The organism is Pseudomonas sp. FW300-N1A1 (genome assembly GCF_058789115.1).
Window position 1 is genome coordinate 119,794 of record NZ_JBYTBK010000010.1, and the last position, 20,725, is coordinate 140,518.

25 protein-coding genes are annotated in these 20,725 nt (G+C 60.6%); 17 read left to right on the plus strand and 8 right to left on the minus strand.

Translation table 11 applies throughout. The features are described 5' to 3' along the window. Positions 1 to 20: 20 nt before the first annotated feature. Both AC3WQN_RS09965 and AC3WQN_RS09970 read right to left on the minus strand, forming a co-directional pair. Positions 21 to 1,187, minus strand: a complete 1,167-nt coding sequence (locus tag AC3WQN_RS09965; RefSeq protein WP_103400242.1) for an MFS transporter — start codon at positions 1,185 to 1,187, stop codon at positions 21 to 23. Between the two features lie 22 nt (positions 1,188 to 1,209). Next, positions 1,210 to 1,515 carry an ArsR/SmtB family transcription factor gene (locus AC3WQN_RS09970; RefSeq protein ID WP_095082753.1) on the minus strand — a complete coding sequence of 102 codons (306 nt, stop codon included), beginning with the start codon at positions 1,513 to 1,515 and terminating at the stop codon, positions 1,210 to 1,212. A 154-nt stretch (positions 1,516 to 1,669) separates the two neighbouring features. Here AC3WQN_RS09970 and AC3WQN_RS09975 point away from each other — a divergent pair, with 154 nt between their 5' ends. After that, positions 1,670 to 2,254 carry an acyl carrier protein phosphodiesterase gene (locus AC3WQN_RS09975; RefSeq protein ID WP_103400241.1) on the plus strand — a complete coding sequence of 195 codons (585 nt, stop codon included), beginning with the start codon at positions 1,670 to 1,672 and terminating at the stop codon, positions 2,252 to 2,254. Between the two features lie 61 nt (positions 2,255 to 2,315). Here the strand turns inward: AC3WQN_RS09975 and AC3WQN_RS09980 are convergent, their stop codons facing one another. Further along, positions 2,316 to 3,110 (minus strand): lysophospholipid acyltransferase family protein, encoded by a 795-nt coding sequence (locus tag AC3WQN_RS09980; protein ID WP_103400240.1) that lies wholly within the window; start codon positions 3,108 to 3,110, stop codon positions 2,316 to 2,318. Next, positions 3,110 to 3,865: an L-ornithine N(alpha)-acyltransferase gene (gene olsB / locus AC3WQN_RS09985; RefSeq protein ID WP_103400239.1), complete on the minus strand. Its 756-nt coding sequence runs from the start codon at positions 3,863 to 3,865 to the stop codon at positions 3,110 to 3,112. The genes AC3WQN_RS09980 and olsB overlap by 1 nt, the downstream gene beginning before the upstream one ends. A gap of 140 nt (positions 3,866 to 4,005) precedes the next feature. Here olsB and AC3WQN_RS09990 point away from each other — a divergent pair, with 140 nt between their 5' ends. The 5 genes from AC3WQN_RS09990 (at position 4,006) to AC3WQN_RS10010 (ending at position 8,222) form a co-directional block, all read left to right on the plus strand. Next, positions 4,006 to 4,893 (plus strand): acyl-CoA dehydrogenase middle domain-containing protein, encoded by an 888-nt coding sequence (locus AC3WQN_RS09990; RefSeq protein ID WP_103400238.1) that lies wholly within the window; start codon positions 4,006 to 4,008, stop codon positions 4,891 to 4,893. 83 nt (positions 4,894 to 4,976) lie between these two features. Next, on the plus strand, positions 4,977 to 6,071 hold the full coding sequence (locus AC3WQN_RS09995; protein WP_103400237.1) for a serine hydrolase domain-containing protein: 1,095 nt from the start codon (positions 4,977 to 4,979) through the stop codon (positions 6,069 to 6,071). Beyond that, positions 6,071 to 6,394 (plus strand): amidase, encoded by a 324-nt coding sequence (locus AC3WQN_RS10000; protein ID WP_371918504.1) that lies wholly within the window; start codon positions 6,071 to 6,073, stop codon positions 6,392 to 6,394. Before AC3WQN_RS09995 ends, AC3WQN_RS10000 begins: the two co-directional genes overlap by 1 nt. Positions 6,395 to 6,472: 78 nt before the next feature. Then, the gene (locus AC3WQN_RS10005) at positions 6,473 to 7,063 is read left to right on the plus strand and encodes a YceI family protein (protein ID WP_103400235.1); all 591 of its coding nucleotides are present in this window, start codon (positions 6,473 to 6,475) and stop codon (positions 7,061 to 7,063) included. Between the two features lies 1 nt (position 7,064). Next, positions 7,065 to 8,222, plus strand: a complete 1,158-nt coding sequence (locus tag AC3WQN_RS10010; protein ID WP_103400234.1) for a phospholipase D-like domain-containing protein — start codon at positions 7,065 to 7,067, stop codon at positions 8,220 to 8,222. A gap of 295 nt (positions 8,223 to 8,517) precedes the next feature. Here AC3WQN_RS10010 and bglX read toward each other — a convergent pair whose 3' ends face one another. After that, entirely contained in the window at positions 8,518 to 10,809 is a 2,292-nt protein-coding gene (bglX, locus tag AC3WQN_RS10015) for a beta-glucosidase BglX (protein WP_103400232.1), read from the minus strand. A gap of 234 nt (positions 10,810 to 11,043) precedes the next feature. Between bglX and AC3WQN_RS10020 the strand changes: the two genes are divergently transcribed. From AC3WQN_RS10020 to AC3WQN_RS10040, 5 genes are all read left to right on the plus strand, one after another. Beyond that, positions 11,044 to 11,652 carry a LemA family protein gene (locus tag AC3WQN_RS10020; protein WP_103400231.1) on the plus strand — a complete coding sequence of 203 codons (609 nt, stop codon included), beginning with the start codon at positions 11,044 to 11,046 and terminating at the stop codon, positions 11,650 to 11,652. A gap of 71 nt (positions 11,653 to 11,723) precedes the next feature. Then, positions 11,724 to 12,476 carry a TPM domain-containing protein gene (locus tag AC3WQN_RS10025; RefSeq protein WP_492589141.1) on the plus strand — a complete coding sequence of 251 codons (753 nt, stop codon included), beginning with the start codon at positions 11,724 to 11,726 and terminating at the stop codon, positions 12,474 to 12,476. A 28-nt stretch (positions 12,477 to 12,504) separates the two neighbouring features. Next, positions 12,505 to 13,122, plus strand: a complete 618-nt coding sequence (locus AC3WQN_RS10030) for a TPM domain-containing protein (protein WP_103402361.1) — start codon at positions 12,505 to 12,507, stop codon at positions 13,120 to 13,122. 122 nt (positions 13,123 to 13,244) lie between these two features. After that, positions 13,245 to 13,547 (plus strand): helix-turn-helix domain-containing protein, encoded by a 303-nt coding sequence (locus AC3WQN_RS10035; RefSeq protein ID WP_103402359.1) that lies wholly within the window; start codon positions 13,245 to 13,247, stop codon positions 13,545 to 13,547. Continuing rightward, positions 13,534 to 13,893 carry a putative holin gene (locus tag AC3WQN_RS10040; protein ID WP_103402358.1) on the plus strand — a complete coding sequence of 120 codons (360 nt, stop codon included), beginning with the start codon at positions 13,534 to 13,536 and terminating at the stop codon, positions 13,891 to 13,893. The genes AC3WQN_RS10035 and AC3WQN_RS10040 overlap by 14 nt, the downstream gene beginning before the upstream one ends. Before the next feature lie 301 nt (positions 13,894 to 14,194). On the opposite strand, the gene AC3WQN_RS10045 is transcribed toward AC3WQN_RS10040, so the two are convergent. Continuing rightward, positions 14,195 to 14,620, minus strand: coding sequence for a helix-turn-helix domain-containing protein (locus AC3WQN_RS10045; protein ID WP_103402357.1), 426 nt, complete (start codon positions 14,618 to 14,620; stop codon positions 14,195 to 14,197). A gap of 295 nt (positions 14,621 to 14,915) precedes the next feature. On the opposite strand from AC3WQN_RS10045, the gene AC3WQN_RS10050 reads away from it, so the two are divergent. The 3 genes from AC3WQN_RS10050 to AC3WQN_RS10060 all read left to right on the plus strand — a co-directional run bounded on the left by AC3WQN_RS10050 (position 14,916) and on the right by AC3WQN_RS10060 (position 16,911). Next, entirely contained in the window at positions 14,916 to 15,194 is a 279-nt protein-coding gene (locus tag AC3WQN_RS10050) for an Ogr/Delta-like zinc finger protein (RefSeq protein WP_103402356.1), read from the plus strand. A 2-nt stretch (positions 15,195 to 15,196) separates the two neighbouring features. Then, positions 15,197 to 15,559: a hypothetical protein gene (locus AC3WQN_RS10055; RefSeq protein WP_103402355.1), complete on the plus strand. Its 363-nt coding sequence runs from the start codon at positions 15,197 to 15,199 to the stop codon at positions 15,557 to 15,559. Between the two features lie 134 nt (positions 15,560 to 15,693). After that, the gene (locus AC3WQN_RS10060; RefSeq protein WP_103402354.1) at positions 15,694 to 16,911 is read left to right on the plus strand and encodes a class I SAM-dependent methyltransferase; all 1,218 of its coding nucleotides are present in this window, start codon (positions 15,694 to 15,696) and stop codon (positions 16,909 to 16,911) included. Positions 16,912 to 16,926: 15 nt separating this feature from the next. Here the strand turns inward: AC3WQN_RS10060 and AC3WQN_RS10065 are convergent, their stop codons facing one another. Continuing rightward, positions 16,927 to 17,817, minus strand: a complete 891-nt coding sequence (locus AC3WQN_RS10065; protein ID WP_103402353.1) for a DMT family transporter — start codon at positions 17,815 to 17,817, stop codon at positions 16,927 to 16,929. A gap of 372 nt (positions 17,818 to 18,189) precedes the next feature. On the opposite strand from AC3WQN_RS10065, the gene AC3WQN_RS10070 reads away from it, so the two are divergent. The 3 genes from AC3WQN_RS10070 to AC3WQN_RS10080 all read left to right on the plus strand — a co-directional run bounded on the left by AC3WQN_RS10070 (position 18,190) and on the right by AC3WQN_RS10080 (position 19,584). After that, complete coding sequence (locus AC3WQN_RS10070; protein ID WP_095082790.1) at positions 18,190 to 18,771, plus strand: DJ-1/PfpI family protein; 582 nt, start codon at positions 18,190 to 18,192, stop codon at positions 18,769 to 18,771. Between the two features lie 14 nt (positions 18,772 to 18,785). Further along, complete coding sequence (locus AC3WQN_RS10075) at positions 18,786 to 19,091, plus strand: ribbon-helix-helix domain-containing protein (RefSeq protein ID WP_103402352.1); 306 nt, start codon at positions 18,786 to 18,788, stop codon at positions 19,089 to 19,091. A 148-nt stretch (positions 19,092 to 19,239) separates the two neighbouring features. Then, complete coding sequence (locus tag AC3WQN_RS10080; RefSeq protein ID WP_103402351.1) at positions 19,240 to 19,584, plus strand: YegP family protein; 345 nt, start codon at positions 19,240 to 19,242, stop codon at positions 19,582 to 19,584. A gap of 127 nt (positions 19,585 to 19,711) precedes the next feature. Here AC3WQN_RS10080 and AC3WQN_RS10085 read toward each other — a convergent pair. Then, a partial coding sequence (locus AC3WQN_RS10085) for an IS4 family transposase (protein WP_492606939.1) occupies positions 19,712 to 20,725 on the minus strand: 1,014 nt, incomplete at its 5' end.

A 20,725-nucleotide genomic window follows, 5' to 3' on the forward strand; every position in this document is an offset into this window, starting at 1 on the left:
TACAACCCTTCTTTAAATGATCAGTTTGTCGCGGGTGCCAGTTCGGCATCGCCGCTCTGACGGAAAGTAACCAGGGTCACCAGCAGGGCCAGGACGGCCAGCGCGGCGGCGGCCAGGGGCACGCTGGTCAAGCCGAAGCCGTGGGCGATGACGCTGCCACCGACCCAGGCACCCAGGGCGTTGCCGAGGTTGAACGCGCCAATGTTCAGGGTCGACACCAGGTTGGGCGCGGCCTTGCCAAAGGCCACCACGTTGACTTGCAGTGCAGGTACTGCGGCAAAGGCAGCGGTAGCCCAGAGGAACAGGGTGATTTCGGTCGGGATCACGGCGACGCTGGTCCAACTCAGTACGGTGGAGATCACCGCCATGGACACGAATACGCCGATCAAGGTCGCCGCCAGGCGCTTGTCCGCCAGCTTGCCGCCGACGATGTTGCCCAGGGTCAGGCCAAGGCCGATCAGCAGCAGGGTCCAGGTCACGCCTTTGGGCGAGACACCGGTGACATCGCCGAGCAACGGCGCGACGTAGGTGAAGAGGGTGAACATGGAGGCGGAGAACAGCACGGTCATGCTCAACGACAGCCAGATCCCGGCCCCCTTGAGGGCCGCCAGTTCGGCGCGCATGTCGAGTTTTTCTTCATCACGCTTGGCCGGCAGGAAGCGGATCAGGCCAATCAGCGCGATCACGCCAATCACCGTCACGGCCCAGAACGTCGAGCGCCAGCCGGCTTCCTGACCCAGCGCGGTACCCAATGGCACACCCAGTACGTTGGCCAGCGTCAGGCCGGTGAACATCAGGGCCACGGCCGACGCGCGCTTGTTGGCGGGCACCAGGCTGGCGGCAACCACCGAACCGATACCGAAGAACGCGCCATGGCACAGGGCCGTGACCACACGGGCAAACATCAGCACGTTGTAGTCACTGGCCATGGCGCACAACAGGTTGCCGACGATGAATATGCCCATCAACGCGACCAGTGCCGCCTTGCGTGGCAGTTTGGCGGTAGCCATTGCCATGAAGGGGGCACCGATGGCCACGCCCAGGGCGTAGCCGGTCACCAGCCAGCCTGCGCCGGGAATCGATACGCCGAGGTCGGCCGCCACATCGGGCAACAAGCCCATGATGACGAACTCGGTGGTGCCGATGGCGAAGGCGCTCAAGGCCAGGATGAGAAGCGAGAGGGGCATGGTTGGATCCTTTATGAGCTCCTCAGAGCTCTTTGCCTAAGGTGTCGAGGAAGGCCTGGATGGTGTCCTCGTTACGTTTGTAGAAGTGCCATTGGCCGACCTTCTGGCTGCGGATCAGGCCCGCGCGGTGCAAGGTCGCCAGGTGCGCGGAGACAGTCGACTGCGACAGGCCGCAGCGTTTATCGATTTGTCCGCAGCAGACGCCGAAGTCGGTGCTGTGCTCTTGATCGGGAAAGGCGGTCGCGGGGTCTTTCAGCCAGTTGAGGATGTCTCGCCGTACTGGGTGTGCCAGGGCTTTTATTATTTCGTCGAGGTCAATGGTGGACATGGCAGTGCTCGGGTTGGGTACAACGTTATATCGCGATGAAGCGAACTTTAAATCGGTATTTCGCGATATACCAATATGATTTTGATCTGATGCCAGCATAAATCGGTATATCGAGTTATAACGATATGTTAGGTGCGGTGCTAAGCTATGCACCATGAACTATCTCGCACATCTTCACCTCGGTGGCCAGCGTCCCGGTCAATTGCTCGGCAGTTTGTATGGCGATTTTGTCAAAGGCCGGCTGCACGGGCAGTTCAACCCGGAGATCGAGCACGCCATCACCCTGCATCGACACATCGATGCGTTCACCGACCGCCATGTGCTGGTGGATGTCGCGTTGTCGCGATTTACCCTGACCCGGCGGCGTTATGCCGGGATCGTGCTCGATGTGTTTTTCGACCACTGCCTGGCGCGGGATTGGGCGCTGTACGCCGACTCATCGCTTGCGCATTTCACCGCGGATGTTTACCGGGTGCTTGCCGCCGAACCACAGTTGCCGGGGCGGTTGGCGCAGATCGCGCCGTACATGGCCGCGGACGACTGGTTGGGTTCGTACCGGGAGTTTGCGGTGCTGGATCAAGTGTTGCGCGGGATCTCGCGACGCTTGTCGCGTCCGGAAGAACTGGCGGCGGCGATGCAGGAACTGGAACGGTTGTATGAGCCGTTGAGTGAGGACTTTCGGTTGTTCTATCCGCAGCTCCAGGTGTTTGCGCAAAGCCAACTGACAGTGCAGCGCTAATGTGGGAGAGCACCGCCCGGCGCTCTCCCACAGAGTTTTTTGTACCCGCTGGGAGCCTGTGTCAGGCGGCGATGGCCGGGCGCGAAGGGACGGGCTGTGCTGGTTTTGGAACTTCACCGAACAACACCTTTTGCACCGCCTGCTGTGCGGCGAACGCCAGTGCCGCCCGTTCCTGGCCGTGGCAGGCAATCGGTTTGAGCAGGTGGATGTGCACGTCGCCCTGATCGTTGGCGAACAGGCGCATCAGATGTGAAAGCAGATCGTCGTCACCGATGAAGGGGGCCAGTGTGTCGATCTGACCATCACGCAGATAACGAATGGCCACCGGTTGCAGCGCCACGTCCGCGTCGATGGCCGCCGACAACAAACGGCCATGGAAGGTGCGCAACGAGCGACCATCGGTGGTCGTGCCCTCCGGGAATATCACCAGCGGGTGTTGGCGCTCCAGGTGGCGACTCATCTGTTTGCGCACCAGTTGGCTGTCACCCGCGCCCCGGCGAATGAACAGGCTGCCGGCCTTGGCCGCGAGCCAGCCGGCAACCGGCCAGGTGCGCACTTCGGCCTTGGACAGGAACGACAGGGGCGTGAGCATGCCCAGCAAGGGAATGTCGGTCCAGGACACGTGGTTGCTGATCCAGAGCATCGGCCGTTGCGGCACGTCACCGTGCACCGTGACGCGAAACGGCAGGGCATTGCTCAGGCGGGTCATGAAAAAGCGCGACCAGCGTTGGCGCCGCACCATGGAGTTGGCCAGGCCCAGGCGTTCGAACAGGCCGAACAGCGCCGCCATGCTCAGGCCCAGCGCCACCACCAGTAGCACCCGCGCTATCCGCGCGTACACCCGCAGGCGGCTCATCATACGGCCGCCTTGAAGTGCTTGGCGTAACGTGGACATAACTCATCGCGCTTGAGCAGAATGAACACGTCGGCGACCTGGAAGTCCTCGTCCCAGCACGGTTCGCCACAGATCTTCGCGCCCAGGCGCATGTAGGCCTTGAGCAGTGGAGGCATTTCGGCGATCACGTTGGACGGGATGTCGAGGTTCGGCAGAGGCTTCTTCGGCTCGGCGCGCAGGTGCTCGGTGCACAGGTAGCGTTCGCGCAGGCGCTGCATGATCGCCTGGGCCTGGATCCCGCCGTCCTGCATCGGAATGCTCGCGCAACCCATCAGGTAGCTGTAGCCGCCCTGGTTCAGCACTTCGGCCAGTTCGCCCCACAGGACTGCGATGGTGCCACCGTTGCGGTAGGCCGGGTCGACGCAGGTCCGCCCGATCTCCAGGATCGGGCCTTGCAGGTGCACCAGGCCATGCAGGCTGAATTCTTCTTCGCTGTAGAAACGCCCCAGGTTGCTGGCGGCCTGGTGGTCGAGCAGACGGGTGGTGGCCACCAGGCGCCCGGTGTTCAAGTCACGGACTCCGATGTGGGTGCAGTGAACATCATAGTCATCCATGTCCAGACCCCGTTCCGCGCCTTTGAGTTTGGCGTTGAACTCGCCGCTGAATACGCTGAAACGCAGGGCCTGGGCTTGCTGCAGTGCCTGGGGGCCGATCAGGCGTTCGGCTTGCAGGCGGCGTTCAGTGCCGGTGTCGCTGATGCGTGCGATCTGAGTCATTGCGAGTCTCCGTACGGGCTGCGCACCCATCGTGGGTTGCAGTCGATCGACTTTGTTGTGCAAAGTCAGGCTATGTAGCCCCGGTGTCATCGCCATGAAGTTTTGGTGATGCTTGTGTGACAGCCCTTGAGGACCCCGTTATGCCTTGGCAAGCCCTGTTGAACTGCACTGCGCGACTGCCCGCAAACCCTGACCTGGCCGAGGGTTACGCGAATTTGCTGGACGTCCTGGGCGGGGTCTCGCCCTTCGAGTTGGCGGTGCACGGCGGGCGCATGATGGCGACGCCGGGGCTGGCCTTCCTGGTGGGGTACCAGGCCGCGTTGCGCATGTTATGGCCCAGCGCACCGCACAGTCTGGGTGCCTTGTGTGCGACCGAACAGCGCAGCCTGCGACCGGCCGACATGCAAACCCGCCTGGTCGACTTGCGCTTGAGCGGGCGCAAGGATTTCGTTACCGCGGGCAATGCGGCGGACTGGATGCTGGTGGCAGCGCGCAGCGAGGAGGCGGGCGAGTCTCCCCGCCTGAGCCTGGCGGTGGTGTACCGCGGAGAGTCCGGCGTCCGGGTGGAAAAATTGCCGGCGATACCGTTGATGCCGGACATCAGCCACGGTCGGCTGTACCTCGAAAATGCCGCCTGTGAACTGTTGGCCGGCGATGGCTGGGATGCCTACGTCAAGCCTTTCAGGACCCTCGAAGACCTCTATGTGCTCAGCGCCATGAGCGCTTGGCTGTATGGTGTCGGCCAGGACTGTGGCTGGACGCAATCGCTGCAACTGCAGTTGCTGGCGCTGCTGGCCGGGTGCGCGGAAGCCGGTCGCCAGCCACCCGACAGCAGCGCCGGCCATGTGCTGCTGGGTGGTTTGTTTGCGCAGTTTGACGGTTTGAAGGTGGCGCTCAATGCAGCCTTTGCCGCTGGCCCCGCCGAGTGGGCGGCGCTGTGGGTAAGGGATCAGGCGGTGCTGGATCTGGCGGCGGGCGCCAGGGCCAAGCGGCTGGCCAAGGCGTTGGTGGATGTTTCGTTGAAGTGACGGGCAGGATCGCGGGCCACCTGATTTCGAACTGTCATTGATCTCGACTAGGCTCAGCAGATTCAATTCGCCGAGCCCTCGTCATGTTCAAAGGCTTGTCCCTGCTGTTGATGCTGTTGGTCAGCTGTTCGGTGTGCGCCGAAAGCTGGCCCACCGATCAATGGCCACCTGGCCCCAAGGTCAGCGGGCCTGCGCTTCAAGCGCTGGAGGAGTACGCCTTCACTCCTCGGGACGACGTCTCCCGCAAAGGCATTCGCACCGATGCCTTGCTGGTGATTCGCGACGGTCAGTTGATTTACGAGCGCTACGCCGCCCCCTCGACCGCCGACACCCCGCACCTGACCTGGTCGGTCAGCAAGAGCCTGCTGGCCGCCCTGCTGGGGGTGGCCTATGGCGAAGGGTTGTTGCGGTTGCAGGACCCGGTCGCGAAGTTTTATCCGCCGATGCAGCGTCATCCGGGCGTGACCCTTGCCGATCTGCTGCACTGGGCATCGGGGCTGGATTGGCAGGAAGATTACGAGTACGCACCGCTGAACTCTTCCGTGGTGGCCATGCTGTATACCCGCGGTCACGCCGACATGGCCGCCTTTACGGCCGGCCATGATCCGTTCAGCCCGCCGGGCCAGCACTTTCGTTACTCCAGCGGTGACAGCAATCTGTTGGCCGCCGCGCTCAAGGCCATGGTGGGGGCGCAACGTTATGCCGACTATCCCTGGCGTGTGCTGTTCGAGCCGCTGGGGATCCGCAGCGCCGTGTGGGAAACCGATGCCAGCGGCACTTTTGTTGCTTCGTCCTATGTCTACATGACGGCCCGTGACCTGGCGCGTATCGGCCTGCTGATGCAGCGCAACGGTCGTTGGGGCGAGCGCCAGTTGCTGCCCAGGGACTGGGTCGCGTTCAGCCTCCAGCCATTCGCCGGGTACCGGGCCCATCAGGACGCTGCGGTACCGGGGGGGCATTGGTGGCTTAACCGAGCGGTTGATGGCGCGCCAAGCCCTTGGCCGGACGCGCCCGAAGAGACCTTCGCCGCCCTCGGGCACTGGGGGCAGGCGCTGTATGTGCTGCCCGGTGAAAACCTGGTGATCGTGCGCTATGGCGATGACCGTGATGGCAGTTATCGGCACAACGAATTGCTCAAGCGCGCGCGGGCGGCCTTTGCGCAGAAGGCGCAGCCATGATGCGCGGTTTCGTTCGTCGTCGACCCTGGCTCACGTTGATGTGGGTAGCGATGGTCGTGCTGCTGGGGTGGGGCTGGCAGCAGCGGGTCGCATTATGGGCGTTCCCGGACATCATCAGCGCCTACACCGCCAAGGAGTATTGTTCGTGTCGCTATGTGGCCCATCAGCCGGCGGACTATTGCCTGGGTTATGTGAAGCAGTACGTGCCCATCAACGGATTCATCGATGACACCGAGCATAAGCGGGTCACGGCCAGTGGCATGGGGCGCAGCAACACGGCGGCCTGGCTCGGTGCGCGTCAGGGCTGCCGCCTGATGCCCTAGCTCTTTTGCCCGGCGCTGTTTGCAAGCGCCTCGACTCAGGCTAAGGTTCGGCTCAGGTTTACTTGCCCATGAGTTTCTATGTTCAAGCGGTTCTGCTGCACCTCCCTGGCCTGCTTGCCGTTGCTGTTTGCAACCATGCCGGCCCACGCCAACTGGTATCTGGACGGTGAGTCTTCACGGCTGTCGTTCGTTTCCACCAAGAACGCCAATATCTCCGAAGTTCAGCGCTTTCTGGTGCTGCACGGTAAGGTCGATCCCAAGGGCCTGGCGCAAGTCGAGGTCGAGTTGGAGTCGATCAACAGCGGCATTCCGCTACGCGATGAGCGCATGCGCAAGGAGCTGTTCGAGATTCAGACCTTTCCCGAAGCCCTGATCACGGCACAGATCGATCTGCGACCGATCAACGATCTGGCCCCCGGCGCGCAGCTGGAGTTGCGCTTGCCGCTGACCGTCAGCCTTCACGGCCAACAACACCAGTACAACGCCGAGCTGTTGGCGACCCGTCTGGATGACCGGCGCTTTCAAGTGGTCACCCTTGAGCCCGTGGTCATCAGCGCCGAGGATTTCAACCTCGCCCCGGGGCTGGAGCGCTTGCGCCAGGTTGCCGGTCTGTCGGCGATCAGCCTGTCGGTACCGGTGGGCGCGGTACTGATTTTTACGGCGCGCTGACATGCGCGGCGCAGTGTTCCCCTGGCGCGATGGCAACCGTTACGAGCTGCTGATCGACGGTCCGCAGTTTTTTCCACGAATGCTGGTGGCGATTGCCCGCGCCCAAGAGCAAGTCGAACTGGAGCTCTATCTGGTGGAGGCGGGGGCGTGTGCCGAGGCCATGGTCCAGGCGCTGGTGCAGGCCGCCGAGCGCGGCGTGCGGGTGCGCTGCCTGTTCGATGACTATGGCAGCCTGGCGTTTACCCTGAGCTTGCGCCAACGGCTGATGGCCGCCGGTGTCGAGTTGCGGTTTTACAATCGCCTGAACTGGCGGCGCTGGTTGGGCAACTTCTACCGCGATCACCGCAAATTGCTATTGGTCGATCAGACGCTGGCGGTGGTCGGTGGTACCGGTGTCACGGATGAGTTCTGGACGCCGGGTCACGACACCAGCGAGTGGCATGAGGTCATGGTGGAAATCAGCGGCCCCCTGGTGCTCGACTGGCAGTTGCTGTTTGACCGGCAATGGATCGCCAACCGCCACCGTCGAGCCTGGAAACCCTCCCCACACTTCGGTTTGCCGCGCCTGCCCCGGGTGCCGTCAGCGGGGCAGGGCATGGGCCGGGTGGCGTACGCCGACGCCGGTCAACACCGGGACATCCTGCAGTCGCTGTTCCGTGCCTTGAACAGCGGTCAACAGCGGATCTGGCTGGCTACGCCGTATTTCCTGCCGACCTGGAAGGTTCGTCGTTCGCTGCGCAAGGCCGCCGCACGGGGCATCGATGTACGCCTGTTACTCACCGGGCCGCGTACCGATCACCCATCGGTGCGTTACGCCGGGCATCGCTACTACCCAAGGCTACTCAAGGCCGGCGTGAAAATTTTCGAGTACCAGCCGTGTTTTCTGCACCTGAAGATGGTCCTGGTGGATGACTGGGTCAGCATCGGCTCGTGCAATTTCGATCACTGGAATCTGCGCTTCAACCTGGAAGCCAATCTGGAGGCCATCGACCCGGCGCTGACGCTGGCGGTGGCGACGAGCTTCGAGAATGACTTCGCCTTGAGTCAGCGGGTCAGCCTTGAGGAATGGCAACGGCGACCGTTGTGGAAACGGGTCAAGCAGCGGGTGTGGGGATGGGTGGACCGGGTGGTGGTCAATCTGCTGGATCGGCGGGGCTGAACTCAGCCTCCCAAACACCGCAAGCCAGTGGGGAGTCATGGTCTCGGTCGCATGGCTGCTTTGTCAGGCGCGGAGATGCTGAACACGTGTCCCGTGGCGAGCGAGCTTGCTCGCGCTGGGCTGCGCAGCAGCCCCAAAACCGGTCACCGAGTGTTGCCTGAAAGACTGCGATCGTCTTGTTGGGGGCGCTTCGCGCACCAGCGCGAGCAAGCTCGCTCGCCACGGAAACGAACGGCGTGAGTACATCGGCGGTCATTGTAGGAGCGAGCAAGCTCGCTCCTACCGTTGATGTGCGTTAAAGCAACTCGAAGCTCTGTTGCGTCACGTCCGCGGAGTCGAGGCCGATCTGCACGTTGAACGTGCCAGGTTCTGCCGCGTACTGGAGTTGGTTGTTGTAGAACTTCAGGTCGCTCTCTTCGATGTTGAAGTGAATGACTTTCTGTTCCCCGGCCTTGAGCATCACTTTCTGGAAGTTTTTCAGTTCCTTGATCGGACGGATCATCGAGCCGGTGACATCCTGGAGGTACAACTGCACCACGGTTTCGCCGTCGCGCTTGCCGGTGTTCTTGACGGTGACGCGGGCATCGATCTTTCCGGTCTTGTTCAGTGTGGTCGACGACAGGGCCATGTCCGCCAGGCTGAAGCGGGTGTAGCTCAGGCCGTAGCCAAACGGATACAGGGGGCCGGTGGTGTCATCGAAGTATTGCGAGGTGTAGTTGCCCGGTTTGCCGGGGGTAAACGGGCGGCCGATGGTCAGGTGGTTGTAGTAGGTCGGAATCTGCCCCACCGAACGCGGGAAGCTGATAGGCAGCTTGCCGGACGGGTTGTAGTCGCCGAACAGCACGTCCGCGATGGCGTTGCCGCCTTCGGTGCCACTGAACCAGGTTTCGAGGATCGCATCGGCCTGTTCGTTTTCTTCGAGAATCGTCAGTGGACGGCCGTTCATCAGCACCAGTACCAGCGGTTTGCCGGTGGCCTTGAGGGCCTTGATCAGGTCGCGCTGGTTGCTCGGGATATTCAGGTCGGTGCGGCTCGACGACTCGTGGGACATGCCACGGGATTCGCCCACGGCCGCGACGATGACGTCAGCCTTCTGCGCGGCTTTCACCGCTTCGTCGATCATGACCTGCGCCGAACGCGGATCGTCGACCACTTCCGGGGCATCGAAGTTGAGGAAGTTCAGGTAGTCGACAACCTTCTTGTCCGAGGTGATGTTGGCGCCACGGGCGTAGGCCAGAGTGGCCTGATCACCGAGGGCACGGGTCATGCCATCGAACAGGGTGACCGACTGCGCCGGTCGACCGGCCGCCGCCCAACTGCCCATCATGTCGATCGGCGCCTTGGCCAGCGGGCCGACCAGGACGATCTTCGCGGTTTTCTTCAGCGGCAGGGTTTCGTTGTGGTTCTTCAGCAACACCATGCTGCGCCGGGCGACGTCACGGGCTTCGGCACGATGCATGCGGCTCTCGGCATAGGTGTCGAGCGGATCGTCCTCGGCCTTGCCAATGCGCAGGTACGGGTCCTTGAACAGGCCCATGTCGTACTTGGCGCCGAGCACTTCACGCACCGCGCTATCGATGTCGCTCTGCTGGATTTCGCCGGACTTGAGCAGGCTTGGCAGTTCGGTAGAGTAGAGCTTGTCGTTCATGCTCATGGCGATGCCGGCCTTGATCGCCAGCTTCGCCGCTTCACGACCGTCGCGGGCCACGCCGTGATTGATCAGCTCGAAAATTGCGCCGTGGTCACTGACCGCCAGCCCTTTGAAGCCCCACTCCTTGCGCAGCAGGTCCTTCATCAGCCAGGTGTTGGCGGTGGCCGGTACGCCGTTGATCGAGTTCAGGGCCACCATCACGCCACCCGCGCCAGCATCAATCGCGGCGCGGTAGGGCGGCAGGTAGTCCTGGTACATTTTGGCCGGGCTCATGTCCACGATGTTGTAGTCGCGACCGCCTTCCACCGCGCCATACAAGGCAAAGTGCTTGACGCTGGCCATGATGTTCTCGGCGCCGATCAGGCCGGTGCCCTGGTAGGCCTTGACCATCACCTGGGCGATGCGCGACACCAGGTAGGTGTCCTCGCCAAACCCTTCAGAGGTACGGCCCCAGCGGGGGTCGCGGGAGATGTCGACCATGGGCGCGAAGGTGATGTCGAGGCTGTCGGCGGCGGCTTCTTTTGCAGCAATGCGTCCGCTCAGGCCAATGGCGTCCATGTCCCAGCTCGAGGCCAGGGCCAGGGGGATCGGGAAAATCGTCCGGTGGCCGTGGATCACGTCATAGGCAAAGAACATCGGGATTTTCAGTCGGCTGCGCATGGCCGCGTCCTGCATCGGACGGTTTTCCGGGCGGATGATCGAGTTGAACGTACCGCCGATCTTACCGGCGGCGATTTCCTGGCGGATCAGCTCGCGGGGCATTTCCGGGCCGATGCTGATCAGGCGCAATTGGCCGATCTTTTCGTCCAGGGTCATCTGCTTCATCAGGTTGCTGACGAAAGCGTCCTTGTTTTCAATCGGGGCAGGCTTTGTGTCGGCCAATACCGAGTGACTGGCCAGGCCGATGGTCAGGCCCAGCAAACACAGCTTCTTCATGAATAGTTTTCTCAAAAGCCCAAGCGACGGCAGTGAATACGCATCGGTCAGCCAAAATTTAGGGAGCGACTATTGTTGTTCGGGTAAATACCGCAAACTTCGGAACTCGCGCTGGGCACCTTTTAGCCGATTGGCTCGATGCAATCCAGTGGCGGGGGCAGATTATGCCCCAAGAGACAGCAATGAAGGATTGCGGGCTATTTCCATCGCGCAGGGCAAGGGAGCATCACTCAGATGAATGAACAACAGCGCTATCGCTCGGGCTGGCAAGTGGCGGTCCTGATGCTGCTGACAGCGGTTCTGTCCGGCTGCGGCATCAACACCATTCCGACCCTCGACGAGCAGGCCAAGGCGGCCTGGTCGCAAGTGCAGAACCAGTACCAGCGTCGCGCCGATCTGATTCCCAATCTGGTGGAGACGGTCAAGGGGTATGCCAAGCATGAACAGGACACCCTGACCGCGGTCATCGAGGCCCGGGCCAAGGCCACCGCCATCCAGGTGGACGCCAGCACCCTCGACAACCCGGAAAAGCTCAAGCAGTTCCAGCAGGCCCAGGATCAACTCAGCGGCGCCTTGAGCCGCTTGATGGTGGTGTCCGAGCGCTACCCGGACCTGAAGGCCAACCAGAACTTCCTGGCGCTGCAATCGCAACTCGAAGGCACGGAAAACCGCATCGGTGTGGCGCGTCGTGATTTCATCCTCGCAGTGCAGAAGTACAACACTGAAATTCGCACCTTTCCGGGCCGTCTTTGGCACAGCGTGATGTACAGCGACTTGCCGTTGCGCGAGACCTTCGAGGCCACCAGCCCGGATGCCGATAAAGCCCCGCAAGTGAAGTTCTGACAGGCGCAGGCTCCCGGCGGTGATACGCGTGCCGTCGGGATACACCCCAATTCACGAGGGATGAGGTGCCCATGCGCGTCTTGAAAATGAGCCTGGTGCTGGTGCTCTGGGTGTTTGCCATCACCGCGCAGGCCGAGCTCAAGTTCCCGGCATTGACCGGGCGGGTGGTGGACAACGCCCAACTGATCGAGCCATCAGTGCGCGAGCAATTGAGCCAGCAACTCCAGGCTCATGAGCAGGCCACGGGTGAGCAGTTGGTGGTGGTGACGTTATCCGATCTGCAAGGCACCAGCATCGATGACTACGGTTATCAGCTGGGACGTTACTGGGGAATCGGGCAGAAGGACAAGAATAACGGCGCCTTGCTGATCGTTGCACGGGATGAGCGCAAGCTGCGTATCGAAGTCGGCTATGGCCTGGAAGACCGACTGACCGATGCGCAGAGTTCGGTGATCATCAACCAGGTGATCACGCCAGCGTTCAAGACCGGGAATTTCAGCAAGGGCATCAGCGACGGTGTGTCGGCGATGCTGGTGGTACTGGGTGGCAGCCCGCTGGATGAACCGACCACGGCTTACGACTCGGGCGAGCAGCGCGGCGGTGACTTTGTCGCGCAGCATCCGGGCGTGTTTGTATTTCTGGTCCTGCTGTTTATCCTCACCCTGTTTGTTTGCCAGATGCTCGGCATCCTGCCCAGTGGCGGCGGTCGCGGGGGATCGGGCGGGTTTGGCGGTGGCGGCTTTGGCGGCGGCTCGGGAGGGGGTGGCGGCTTCAGCGGCGGTGGGGGCAGTTTCGGTGGCGGCGGTTCGTCGGGCGGCTGGTGAAAACAACAATGAACGAGCATTCAAAACCATGGCACTACTGAGTGAGTACGAACAGCGTCAGGTCGCCGAGGCGATAGCCCGGGTCGAACGCGACACCGACGCTGAGCTGGTCACCGTGCTGGCGGCCCGGGCCGACGACTACACTTACATTCCGCTGTTGTGGGCCAGCCTGGTGGCGCTGGTCGTGCCGGGAATCGTGCACTACCTTTCCGGCTGGCTGAGTATGCACACGCTGTTGCTGGTGCAGTGGGCAAGCTTCATCGTCTTGTGCCTGGTGTTCCGGATCCCGTCGATCACCACGCACTTGATCCCGCGTTCAGTGCGCCATTGGCGTGCTTCTAACCTGGCACGCCGGCAGTTTCTGGAGCAAAACCTGCACCACACCGTGGGCAGTACCGGCATGCTGATTTTCGTCTGCGAGGCCGAGCGTTATGTGGAAATCCTGGTGGACGAGGGGATCTCCAGGCGCCTGGACAACACCAACTGGGACGCCATCGTCGCGACCTTCACCCAGCAAGTGAAGCAGGGGCAGACATTGCAGGGCTTCGTGAACTGCATCGAGGCCTGTGGCGAGTTGCTCAAGGTGCATGTACCGGTGACCCATGTGCGTAACGAACTACCCAATCGCCTGGTAGTGCTCGACTAGGTTCTGTAGGTTTCCACGCTACAACGGGCGCTCGTTGCCCGGGCGCCGCCCGATCTCCACCCTCTCTCTTTATCCGGGAACGCCCTGACCACAGGGGTTCCGACGTAGAGGGAGTTCATGTCATGTCAACACATCAACCACTCGATTCTGTTGGCTGTGCGGCCTCTGCAGGTGAGGCAAAACCTGCGCCGGTCATGCTGACCGCCAAAGAGACGCAAGCGCTGCTGTGGTGCTCTCGGGGGAAAACCTCCTGGGAGATCGCCAGGATTCAGAATTGCTCGGAAACCACGATCAACTTTCACTTCAATAACATTCGCCGCAAGTTCGCGGTGACGTCTCGCAGTGCCGCCTTGTTCAAGGCCATTGAAGGGGGGGTGATTACTGTCGCCAGTGCGCGCAGGCGAGGTGCCCATGAGCCTGACTGATTCGGCCTATAACAGTGTCAGTGGCCTGTTGCTGGGCTTGGGCATGGCGGCGACATTGCCCGTGATTGATGGCGAGGCACTGTTTGGCGCCACTCTCGGCGCCTGGCTGGTGACGACCACACGCAGTGACTTCAAGGCCTGGCAACGCATTGCTTCATTGATGTTGTCAGCGGGGGTGGGCTACCTGTTCACCCCCGTGGCGTTGTCGCTGGCGCCCTTTCTGACCGGCGGCGTGACGGCATTCCTGTGCGCGCTGATCGTCATTCCGATCAGTATCAAAATAATGCAGTGGGTCGACGGGGCCGGTATCGCGGAGATTATCCGGCATTTGAGGGGGCGAGGATGATGGCGGGAGGGATGCTTGTTCTAGTCTGCATCACCGCCTCGGCGCATTTGCTCAGCGCATTCAGGCTGGCCTGTTACCCGCGCGACGAAGAGCACCACTGCTGGCGAGACAGGCTATTGACCAGTCTGTGCGGGGGGATACTCTGCCTGGCCGGTATCGATGTAATGCTGGCACTTCAGCCGGTGAGCAAATGGCACACGTTAATCAGCGTTTTATTATGTGCTCTGATTATTCGTAGCGGTGGAAACATTGTTGTCTTATGGCGTGCCTTGAAGTGATAAGGGTTGAGTGGTTTATGACTTCATGTGTCACCGAAGGTGTGAGATGTTGAAAGATGCGAGGCAATCTCCGCAAGCTTTAGTTCCAGTTCGCGCAGGCGCTTTTTTTCTTCCAGTGCACTTTGTATCGCGCAGCGATCATCTTCATTGAGTAATCGCCATAGCGCGAGAATCGTATGTTCGCGTGTTGTACTGGCTTGAGTGTGTTCAGTGTGGTTGGCATGCGCTTGCCGTTGTATGGGGCCTTGACCTAACAGCAGCCAGTCCAGGGATACATCTCGTGCTTGCGCTATGTCTACGCATAATGCGTACGGAATGCTGTCGCGTCCTTTCCAGCTGCTGAGGGTTTGAGGGCTGACCTGCAATGCAGAAGACAAAGAGGTATCGGTTATTGTACCGGTAATTTGCTTCAATCGAGCGAGGACAGCTTGTGATTTTTTGCTACGCAATTTGAGCCTCTTCCTTTTGACATATGTTTTTCGAGTGCCTAACTTATGCGAAATGAGTACTTTTTATGGGTGATCAACTATCAACTATGAATCAGAAGAATACGATGACGAAGCTTCCTAATAGTATCAGGGGGATTTCCTACGAGCTTGGCTCATATCAATTGTGCGTCTGCTTACTGCACTTCCTTATGTCTGGCAGACGTTTTTCGTATCACCGGGCAAGGCCCATCAATGCGTCAGGCAGTATTGTGTTTGATCAAGTTGATTGCCACCAGATGACAATCGGGAGTCAAGCATGAGTACCTACAAAATGGTCTGTCCCCATTGCCTGAGCAGGATGCGCATCCGAACCAGCGAGGGCCGTCATATTTTCTTGCGGGTGGCGTATTTGCAATGCACCTCGGAAGCCTGTGGCTGGTCGGTGCGGGCGGAGTTCGAGATGACCCATGAACTGTCGCCCAGCGGCATGCCCAACCCGGCCGTGCACTTGCCTTGCGCCGGACCCGACCTGCGTCGCGCCGCGCGACCTGTTGTGGTGAGCGAACCATCGATGGAAGCACCTGTGGAGTCGTGAGCATGAAGGCAATCGATGAATATCCGGATGTGCATGAGGAATTGTTGGACATTGCCCAGGCGTTTCTGGCTAGGTATGAGGGCGATGGTTTCATTGATGACCAGGTGCTGTTCTGTCGCGCAGTGAAGCACTTGCAGAGCGTCGACGTGCCGATGCATCTGGCGGAGAGGCTGGTGAGCCATGCCTACGGAATACTCAAGTCCAGCCACGATCGCCGACGCCTGGATATCGCGGCCAGTTCCGAAACCGTGGCGGTGGTTACTGATCCGGCCAGCGGCCTGACCTGGGCGGTGCCGGTGGGGCTGATTGTCAAATACGTGATCAACGCCCCTGCCAATCGTAAACTCCGGTTGGTGGAACCCTGAGGCTTTTTGGCCGAGTCATCAGGTCCTGGATCGCGCTTGCCGGACCTGATGAAAAATAACCCCGTGCCCTAAACCGTTATCCCCCCTAAAATACCGCCATTCCCCCGATTCGTACCGCCCGAGGCGCTTCTTACATGTCCGTTACTGCAACTCCCGCCAGCCTCACGCCGGATCATCACGCGCAGTTCATCGACCTGTTGACCAGCAGCCTGGCGCAGAGCGCGTTCATCAAATTGGTGTTGGCCAAGTATGTCGGTGACGAAATGGACTTGCAGCGCATCATCGTCAAGCAACTGAGCGTCAAGGATCAGCCGTGCCTGTCCTTCGTCTATCGCTACAAGACCCGCGACATTACCAAGAACTTCCCCGTGGAAGAGGGCGTGGCAACGATTGCCGGGCTGTTGCCGCAGTCGTTCAAGAACGCCCATCTGCTGTCGCTGACCGATGAAGCCCAGCTTGAGTACAGCAAGAAGGGCAAGAGCTCGCTGTTCAAGAGCAAGCCGCAGCAACTGCGTGAGGTGCCTTCGGCGGACCACAATCGCGAGAAAAACCGTTTCCTGGACTTGAACCGGCCGTTCCTCTCCGACCTGGGCGTGACCAACAAGCAGCACGAGTTGATCCCGGCGATGTCGCGCAAGTGGAAGCAGATCAACAAGTTCATTGAAGTGTTCAGCCATGCACTGACCTCCTCACCGCTGGCGCTGGACAAGCCGGTACAGGTGGCGGATTTCGGCTCGGGCAAGGGCTACCTGACCTTCGCCATTCACGATTACCTGCGCAATACCTTGAAGGCTGAAGGCGTGGTGACCGGCGTTGAGTTGCGTGAAGACATGGTCAGCCTGTGCAACGCCGCGGCCGCGCGCCTGGAGCATCCGGGGCTGGTGTTCAAGTGCGGTGACGTGCGCAGCGTGGCGCCCAGTGAGCTGGACGTGATGATTGCTCTGCATGCCTGCGATATCGCCACGGATTACGCGATCCATACCGGCATCCGTTCGGGCGCGTCGATCATCATGTGCTCGCCGTGCTGCCACAAGCAGATTCGCCTGCAAATCCAGAGCCCGGCACTGCTCAAGCCGATGCTGCAATACGGTTTGCACCTTGGCCAACAGGCAGAGATGGTCACTGACAGCCTGCGGGCGCTGTTCCTTGAAGCCTGCGGTTATGAAACCAAGGTCTTCGAGTTCATCTCCCTGGACCATACCAACAAGAACAAGATGATCCTGGCGGTCAAGCGTGCCGAACCGGTGGATCCGGCCCAGCTGTTGGTGAAAATCCAGGAGCTCAAGGCGTTCTATCACATCAGCGAACATTGCCTGGAAACCCTGCTGCGGGCTGACGGCTACCTGGCGTGATGCCCGCTCGTGTGGCTACGCCGTGGCCGCGCGCGCTGGCCGTATCGCGGTCTTGCGTCCCAACACCACCGTCACGATCACCCCGGCGGCGAACAACCAGGTGATCGGCTGGACCTGTTCGCCAAAGAACAGTGCCGAGAACGCGATGGTGAAGAAGATCTGCAGCAACTGGATCTGACTGACCCGGGCAATGCCACCCATGGCCAGCCCGGCATACCAGGCAAAAAAACCGATGAACTGCGAGAACAGTGACACGTAGCCAAAGGCCCACCAGGTCTTGGCGGAAATCTCGCCCTGATGCTGCAAGGCCAGGTACAACACGGGGCCGATCAACAGGGGAGTCGACAGTACCAGTGCCCAGCAGATCACTTGCCAGCCGCCCATCTCCCTGGCCAGGCGACCACCTTCGGCATAACCCAGCCCACCGACGGCAATGGCTGCGAGCATGAGCCAGTCACCGGCCTGAATACTCCCGGCGCCGCTGATCAGCGCGTAACCCAGTACCAGTGCGCTGCCCAATGCGGCACAGGCCCAGAAGGCTTTCGACGGGCGTTCATGGGACAGCCAGGCGGCATACAGCGCCACGCACAGCGGTTGCAGGCCATTGACCAGGGCACCGTGGGACGCCGGCAGGGTTTGCATGGCCCAGGCCGAGAGCACGGGAAACCCGAGAATCACCCCGGCGATCACTAGCGACAGACCTTTGACCTGCCGCCAGGTGGGCCATTTTTCCCGGTTCCACAGTAACAACACGGCCGCTGGAATCGCCGCGAACAGCGCGCGGCCCAGACCGTTGAGCAGCGGGTGCAGTTCTTGCACGACGATCCGGGTGAAGGGCAGGGTCAGGCTGAAGATGATGACGCCGAGCAGGCCCAGGAGCATGCCGGTATTTTCGCGTGAGGACATGACGGCAACCAGAAGCGAAGGGGGTGGGAGATGCCTTCATCTAGCCACAAACCGTGCAGGCTGCGCTGTTACAGTCAGGTGCAGAGTTATCCGTACAGTTTTGACGTGCACCGATCATGTGGCGAGGGCGCTTGCTCCCGCTCGGTGGCGCAGCCGCCATAACGCTGCATGCGGCCTACCTGACACATCTTGTTGGTTGTATTGGGACTGCTACGCAGTCCAGCGCGAGCAAGCTCGCTCGCCACAGAAAACTCTGTGGTTCATAAATCGTGTGCAGCACTACGTAGTAGCTGGTTATTACCCACCCCCGCCTGATCGGGACTACCTTGAATACTCCGTTGTGCCCACGATTCATCCAGAGGAGTCCTCCCCATGGCTGCGAAAAAGATTCTGATGCTGGTTGGCGATTACGTCGAAGACTACGAAGTGATGGTGCCGTTCCAGGCACTGCTGATGGTCGGTCACACGGTACACGCGGTGTGCCCGGACAAAACCGCCGGGCAGACTGTGCGCACCGCGATCCACGACTTTGAAGGCGACCAGACCTACAGCGAAAAACCCGGTCACCTGTTCGCCCTGAACTTTGACTTCGCCAAGGTCGACGCCGCGGACTACGACGCGTTGCTGGTGCCCGGTGGTCGCGCGCCTGAGTACCTGCGCTTGAACGACAAGGTCCTGCAACTGGTGCAAGCCTTCGACCAGGCCGCAAAACCGATTGCCGCGGTCTGCCACGGTGCGCAATTGCTGGCGGCGGCGGGGATTCTGGAAGGGCGCGAATGCAGCGCGTATCCGGCCTGTGCACCGGAAGTACGGCTGGCCGGTGGCACGTTCATCGACATCCCGGTGACGCAAGGCCACGTTCAGGGCAATCTGGCGACGGCACCTGCCTGGCCGGCGCACCCGAGCTGGCTGGCCGGGTTCCTCGGTCTGCTGGGCACGACCATCACCTTGTAAGCGGAGGCCTGCGCATGTGCGAGCTCTATGTCAAAGCCGACCCGATTCTGTACGAGTCACGCTCGCGCTCACTGCGCATCTGCGGGGTGGTGACCACGCTGCGCCTGGAAAACCAGTTCTGGGACATTCTCAGCGAGATCGCTGAAATGGATGGCATGACCACCAATCAGTTGATCGCCAAGCTCTATGAAGAGGTGATGGACTATCGAGGTGAAGTGGTGAACTTCGCCTCGTTCCTGCGGGTCAGTTGCACCCGTTACCTGAGTCAGCGGCGGGAGCAGGCGCCCGGGTTGTCAGTGGTGCGTGCGGCGGTCAAATAATCTTGCGGGCCTCTGTGTCGGGAGGCCCGCCATGGCTATCTGAACTCCCGCGCACCGGCACCCGGAAATTTGAACTGGCTAAACGCCGAGGAAGGGCTTTACTTCAGAGTCGTAATCCCCCGCCATTTCAATCGACAGGAGCAGACGCATGTCTGGATGGTATGAGTTGAGTAAAAGCAGCAATGGCCAATTCCGCTTCGTGCTGAAAGCGGCCAACGCCGAAACCATTCTCACCAGCGAGCTTTACACCACGCGTACCGCCGCCGACAACGGCATCGCCTCGGTGCAGACCAATAGCCCATTGGATGATCGCTACGAGAAAAAAGCCACCAAGGACGGCCATCCTTACTTCAATCTCAAGGCGGCCAATCATCAGGTCATCGGCAACAGCGAGGCGTATTCCTCGGAAGCCGCCCGGGACAAAGGCATTGCCAGCGTCAAGACCAATGGCCCGACCACCGTCATCAAAGACAAGACCACGCCGGTGCTTTGAATACACCTTCCGATCATTCCTGCGCTCGCGCGTGGGAATGCCTACAGGGATGCCCTGCGTCCCGTGACGCGGAGCGTCACGGGCTGTATTCCCACGCAGAGCGTCACTAGTGTCCGGTAAACATGTTTCATAGCTGAAGGCTGCCTTGGGCGGCCTTCAGCTTTTCTCGCTCCTGCCTTCGTCGCTCTTTGAATTCTTGGGTAGCCGGCCGTTCATGCAGGGCATGAGCGATGCGAACCGTCAGTTCAAATAACGAGCCGGGGAACCCTGAGCGATGGTGAAAAAGATGCAACAACAGGTAGCTGATCAAGGCGCTGTAGATCTGTAGGCGCACGGCGTTTTCGGAGAAGGCATAGAAGCGTTTAAGTTTCAGATGTTGCTTGATCCACTTGAAAAACAGCTCGATTTTCCAACGATCTTTGTACAAATCAGCGATTTCTTCAGCGGTTCTCGCGAAGTCGTTGGTCACCAGGATCAACGGCGTTGCATGCCCCTCGCGCTTAACCACGACGCGTCTTACCGGCTCTTCCCGGTAGTCATTCAGACGATTGCCGCCCAGATGCTTCTTGCCGAACTTTACGACTTCATCGGCCATGACCACGCTGTGTTCGGCCACGTTTGAGTGCTCGTGCAGCACCTTGATATTGGCGTTTTTCTTCAACCGGGTAACAAACAGAGCCCCCTTGGTCTGCAACTGGTGCCACCAGTTGTAATCGCAGTAGCCCTTGTCAAAGACGTAGGTCATGCCGGCCTGAATCGGCATGTCCAACGCGTCACTCAGGTCGTTGACGTTGGCGGGAGTAATGTTCACGTAGACCGGGGCCAACTGCGCGAGATCCAGCCCTACATGCACTTTGAGACCTTGTGTAATGCGGGTTTTCGTCGCGGTAGTCCAATCATCGAAGTGAGGTCCGCGCAAGGTAATGGACGTGGAGTCAATTAAGCTGACCATGGCGCCGACGGCCTTGCGCTGCTGGTGACTGACGCCGCGTAACAGGAGTTCGCAGAGGTCCTGGAACGGCCGGTAGTCACGCTTGTTCAAGGCATCCGACAGTGTCGAGCGGGCAATGGGACCGGCCTGCAGATGGTAGCGATGCGCGGCCAGAGTCTCGGAGAAAGTCGCCAGAGAGCGCAGGCTCAA